This is a genomic window from Symplocastrum torsivum (assembly GCF_059505465.1).
The window spans coordinates 1-6,278 of the sequence record NZ_JCACKQ010000107.1 but is presented as its reverse complement, the minus strand read 5'-3'; the positions used below and the strand labels follow the sequence as shown (position 1 = coordinate 6,278).

The 6,278-nt window shown below is 49.0% G+C and carries 2 protein-coding genes; both read left to right on the top strand.

Features of this window, described 5'->3' with window-relative positions:
- Positions 1-245: 245 nt before the first annotated feature.
- The gene (locus AC5JL3_RS25055; RefSeq protein WP_496077062.1) at positions 246-2,900 is read left to right on the top strand and encodes a DEAD/DEAH box helicase; all 2,655 of its coding nucleotides are present in this window, start codon (positions 246-248) and stop codon (positions 2,898-2,900) included.
- A 209-nt stretch (positions 2,901-3,109) separates the two neighbouring features.
- Entirely contained in the window at positions 3,110-5,896 is a 2,787-nt protein-coding gene (locus tag AC5JL3_RS25050; protein WP_496077061.1) for a family 10 glycosylhydrolase, read from the top strand.
- Positions 5,897-6,278 lie beyond the last annotated feature (382 nt).

The following is a 6,278-nucleotide window of genomic DNA, read 5'->3' as shown; positions in this document are numbered from 1 at the left end:
ATGGCTTCGAGCACCTTAATTCAAGAGCTACTCAGATGTCAAATGGGTTCTATAACAAGAGCGATCGCACTTTTCTAGTAGCACACACATCATGCCCCTAAACTGATGGCAGTATAACTCAAGAGAAAACTAGCCCCTAGCCTCAAGCTGAAAGGTTTTGACTCCGGCTTTACAATAGAACAATTCCGACATAGATTACAGCCAAACTCCCAATCCCCTCAACCCTCTTATTGGAATAACTTCGTGTGAACGTTTCCACTACCTCTGTAGAGCTTGACCTAAATAACCTATTTCCGTTTGAACTCGATCAATTTCAGCAACAAGCGATCGCTGCTCTGAATGTCAGTCGCTCTGTAGTTGTTTGTGCCCCTACTGGTTCCGGGAAAACACTGATTGGAGAATATACCATTTACCGTGCCCTATCGCGGAATGGTCGTGTCTTCTACACCACACCTTTGAAGGCGCTCTCAAATCAGAAATTACGGGATTTTCGTGAGCAGTTTGGCGCAGACAATGTTGGTCTTCTGACTGGTGATATCTCGATCAACCGGGATGCACCCATTTTAGTAATGACCACGGAAATCTTCCGTAACATGCTTTATGGGACACCGATTGGCGAAGTCGGGACTTCCCTTGTTGGCGTTGAGGCAGTGGTGCTAGACGAGTGCCACTATATGAATGATCGGCAAAGGGGTACGGTTTGGGAAGAGTCAATTATCTATTGCCCGCCGGATGTCCAACTCGTTGCCCTCTCTGCCACTGTTGCCAATGCTGACCAACTGACGGACTGGCTGAATCTTGTTCATGGCTCAACTGAACTGATTTTCTCCGACTTCCGACCTGTTCCCTTGCAGTTTTACTTTGGCAACCCGAAAGGACTTTTTCCCCTCTTAGATCACAGCCACTCCCAAATTAACCCACGCCTCAAGCCAAAAGGAGGTAAACCCAAGGGAGGGCGCCCAGAAAGCCCGACGATTACCTATGTTGTTAGCCAGTTGCAGCAACGGGATATGTTGCCCGCCATCTACTTTATCTTCAGCCGTCGGGGTTGTGATAAAGCCGTGGAAGAGATGGGTGAATTATCACTGGTGAATAAGCGAGAAGCGGCTGAACTGAAAACACGAATTGATGAATTTTTGAGTCGCAATCCTGACGCTGGTCGTGCTGGGCAAGTTGAACCACTCTATCGAGGGATTGCTGCCCATCACGCGGGAATTTTACCAGCTTGGAAGGGGTTTGTTGAAGAACTGTTCCAGATGGGTCTTGTCAAGGTAGTGTTTGCGACAGAGACTCTAGCGGCTGGGATTAATATGCCTGCCCGAACGACGGTAATCTCAACGTTGTCTAAACGCACTGACCGGGGACACCGCTTGCTGACGGCTTCGGAGTTTTTGCAGATGGCAGGTCGTGCTGGACGCCGAGGGATGGATGCAACAGGTTATGTTGTGACGTTGCAGACACCGTTTGAAGGAGCAAAGGAAGCCGCTTACCTGGCAACGGCTGGTGCTGACCCACTCGTGAGTCAGTTTACTCCCAACTATGGGATGGTACTGAATTTGCTGCAAACCCATACGCTGACTCAAGCGAGGGATTTAGTGGAACGCAGCTTTGCCCAGTACTTGGCAACCTTGTACCTCAGACCTCAGCAACAGGCGATTACGGATCTGACGACAGAACTGACAAAACTTGATATTCAACTCGCACCTGTAGATGTGGGAACGCTTGCCGCTTATGAAAAACTGAGCGAACGCCTAAAAGAGGAACGCCGAATCCTGAAAATCCTGGAAAATCAAGCGGAAGACCGACAAGCGAGTGAACTTGTCCAGGTACTACCAGAGGTAACAGTTGGAACGATTCTTTATCTGAAAGGGAAGTATGTACCAGTCTCCTCTCCCGTTCCAGCCGTTTTGGTGACTAAGGAAAAAGGTCGTGGTCAATCCCCGTACTTAGTTTGCTTGAGTGCTGATAATCGTTGGTATGTAGTGACAACGGCTGATGTGGTTGACTTGCAAGGTGAGGTAGTAGAGGCAAGAGCGATCGCATCTCTTGAGTTACCACCGGAACTGGTGATTAAGCCGGGACAAGTCAGGCGGGGGACACAGGAGACACAAGCGATCGCAGCCTCACTTCCTCGTGTAGCAGAACTAATGCTAGCGCCAGAAGTCCTCGCGCAGCAGCAAGTTGTCGATGCCGTGAGAACCCAATTGGATACTCATCCAATTCGACAGTGGGGTAACCCTTCCAACTTGCTGAAACGGCACAGACGCCGCTTGGCTTTACAAGAAGAAATCAACGCTCGTCAAGCCGAATTCCGCGAACACCAAGCGCATCACTGGCAGGAATTCCTCAACTTAGTGGAAATTCTCCGGGCATTTGGTTGTCTAGAGGATGTAAAACCAACTCGCTTGGGACAAGCTGCTGCTGCAATTCGTGCTGACAATGAATTATGGCTAGGGTTAGCGCTGATGTCGGGGGAGTTTGATGACTTAGCCCCCCACCACCTAGCTGCTGCGATGTGCGCTCTAGTTACCGAAACGCCTCGCCCCGATAGCTGGACAAATTACTCACCTGCTGAGCAAGTCATCGATGCCTTAACGGGTTTAAAGGGAATGCGGCGTCAACTGTTCCAGTTACAACGGCGCTATCAGGTTGCTTTACCCGTTTGGTTGGAGTATGAATTAACCGGAATTATCGAGCAGTGGGCATTAGGGGTTGAATGGACACAGCTTTGTGCCAATACGAGTTTGGATGAGGGAGATATTGTGCGGCTTCTGCGTCGCACAGTCGATATCTTGTCGCAAATTCCCCATGTCCCTCCTGTCTCAGAAGCCCTAAAACTTAACGCAATTCGCGCCATTCAGCTACTTGACCGTTTTCCTGTTAATGAGTTGGTAGATTAGACCCCCTGCGAGTAGAGCGCACTAACATTGCCATGAAAATCCCTCTCCCCTACTACCTACCACCTACCACCTATTTTCAGATTAGCCTTTTGCATCTTTTGTCGGTTAGAGTCTAAAAAGTTATAGTTCTTTAACATTTTCCCCTTTTAACCTGTTAAGGTGCCTAAAGGGTGGTGAGGAGTAGAAAAGCGAATAAGGAGCAAAGTGTGTTGAGGAGTGATTCTCATGTCAATCGGCAGTGCCATTTGCCGAGAAAACAGCGTGAGCAACTTAAAACGTTGCTGAAAGGGTCGCTACACCAGATGGCTGGCGTTCAGAGAAGGAAAATTTTCATCGGTACCGTTTTCGGAACGTTTATCCATTCTCTGCTACTGCTACCAGCCGCTTGGGCAGACACAGCCAGATTGGGAGTGGTCAGAAGTCCGGAGAATGAAGCGTATTGGTCAGGCATTACAAGCCGCTTACTCTCAGCAGGTGTTGACTACTGTGTTGTTGACTTTGCTCAAGTTCAGCAAGCTTCAGACTTGGGTAGCCCTCAATTACTATTTTTGCCAAATATTGAACAGCTAAAATCGTCCCAGCTAGCTGCCCTACAGGAATGGATGAGTCAGGGTGGACGAGTGATCGTCAGTGGGCCTGTCGGGACGCTTTCGCAACCAGAAATACGCAATCGATTGCGATCGCTTTTGGGCGCCTATTGGGGTTTTGCTCTCACCAAACCCTCTGAACTCGAACCCTTGCGGACGAATACACAGACTTGGGTGCGGCAATCTGGACTGGCTAGCAACATCCAGGGAGGTGTCGTAATCCCTGCTGGCTTAAACTCGGTTACCGCCGCTGTTTGGGGTCAAAGTGACAACCCACCCGCCGTAGTTACAACAGACAAGTCTACCTTTTTCGGTTGGCGTTGGGGCATTGATGGGGTTGCCTCACGCGAGGTGGATAGTGCTTGGTTACGCGCCGCTCTTGGTCGCTATGGCTTAACGGTTGCGGCTGGAGCAAAAGCACCAACCCAGTCACAACAATATTGTGCGCCGTCCAAAGCCCCAACGGCAGCTAGTGCCATCACACCTCCTGCCAACGCGCCACAACAAAATACTCTAACGCCACCAACATTTTCCCCTCCTAGCCAGATTGCCCAAACTGACCCCGATGATGTGGTGACACCAACACCATCATTACCTCGCAGAACCGGGGCGATTACGGCAACAGAAGCAAGAGCAATGGATCAGGAGTTAGAAAATCTCATTGGTCGCTTTGAAAGTGCCTTACTCGCGGCGAATGCGACAAATAGTAATGTAGATTTACAAACAGGTGCGGCAATTGAGCAATTTCTCGTTGCCAGTGCTAAGGATACATCTGGAACGAATGCAGCTCAGACTGCAAGCCAAGGGTTAACCAGCCCTGCGAGTAGAGCAGTCGCAGAGGCGAGGACGGCGCTGCAAAACTTCCGTGATGCGATCGCATCAAAGGACTATAACCGAGCAAGACAGCAGTGGCTCGAAGCACGCCGTTTACTCTGGGACAATTACCCAATCGATCGTAAATTGGCTCAGTCAGAAGTTCGGGCAATATGGCTAGATCGAGGTACGATTGTCACGGCAAAATCTGAACAAGATTTAGCCAGAATTTTTGACAAACTAGCGGCAGCGGGCTTTAATACCGTCTTTTTTGAAACGGTCAATGCTAGTTATCCGATTTACCCCAGCCGCGTTGCACCAGAGCAAAATCCCCTCGTTCGAGGTTGGGACCCCCTGAAAGCCGCAGTGAAGCTTGCCCATGAGCGAGGGATGGAACTGCACGCTTGGGTTTGGATGTTTGCAGCGGCTAACCAGCGTCACAATGCGCTAATGAATCAACCCACTAATTATCTGGGTCCAGTGCTTGCGGCTCATCCGGACTGGGCAATGTTCGATAAGCGGGGGCGTCTATTTGATCAAAATACAAAAAAGGCGTTCCTCGATCCCGCTAATCCAGAAGTACGCAACTATTTGACAGCGTTATTGGAGGAGATTGCCACAAACTATGAGGTAGATGGCATTCAGCTAGACTATATTCGCTACCCATTTCAAGACCCTAGGGCGAATCAAATATTTGGCTATAGTCCGACAGCGCGTCAGCAGTTCAAGGAATTGACAGGTGTTGACCCAATTAATGTATCACCACGCGATCGCGAGTTGTGGCAAAAGTGGACAGATTTTCGCATCCGGCAAATCGATAGCTTTGTCGCAACGGTATCGCAACGCCTACACTCACAACGTCCTAATCTAATTCTCTCTGCCGCTGTGTTTCCCTTACCTCGCAGCGAACGTCTGCAAAGACTGCAACAAAATTGGGAAGATTGGGCAATTCGGGGTGACATTGACTTAATGGTACCGATGACATATTCGTTGGATACCAAAGGCTTGCAAAATCTAGCACAACCGTTGCTGGTACAACCTTCCTTAGGTTCCTCATTGATTTTGCCTGGGATTCGACTGTTGAATTTACCAAACATTGGTGCGGTTGACCAAATCCAACTGTTACGAGATTTGCCAGCAGGTGGGTACGCCCTATTTGCCGTGGAAAATCTTGATGCTAATCTACTTAGCATTCTCGGTCGTACTCAAGGAGTACAGGAGAATGTCACTTCCCGTTCGCAATCCCCAATTCCCTATCGTCAACCTTTTTCAGCCGCTGCTGCTCGTTATGCGACATTGCAACGGGAATGGAGCTTTTTGCTGGCAAATCAGCAACTTCTCATCCAGGAACCTGCCAGTGCAGAGTGGGGTAAACAAGCAGATGCTCTTTCTCAAGCACTCAATCAACTAGCAGTAGATCCATCAATGAAGAATTTGTTGTTGGCACAACGTTCACTGAGGTCATTCCGTAGTGAATTCCGAAAATGGATGCAGCAGCAATCATTGCGACAACCCTATCAAGTCCAGGTATGGGACAACCGTTTGGCAACGATTGAGCGGTTGCTGCGCTACGGTGAGCGAACGGCATTGGACTAAATTACCCTGAAATATGGAACAGAGGCAATTAATTAGGGCTTGCTGCACAAACCGGAAACCCTGATACATCAAGGATTATAGGACAATTCAAGGTGAATAAAGTGTAAGGTTTTTGCACCTAAATGCTGAAAATCCTAGCCGTTTTGGAGGATGCGATCGCATCCTCTCCTTGAGACAGGGGGTTGAAACTGTTCCCTGTTCCCTGTTCCCTGTTTCCTACCCTCACCACAGCACTTATTCAGCAAGCCCTAATTATCTTGACAGTAGACTTCATTAACGCACAACGAAAGCTTGTAAGTACCTGGAAACTCATAACTGCCAAAGACATCTATAGAACCCATTTGACATCTGAGTAGCTCTTGAATTAAGGTGCTCGAAGCCA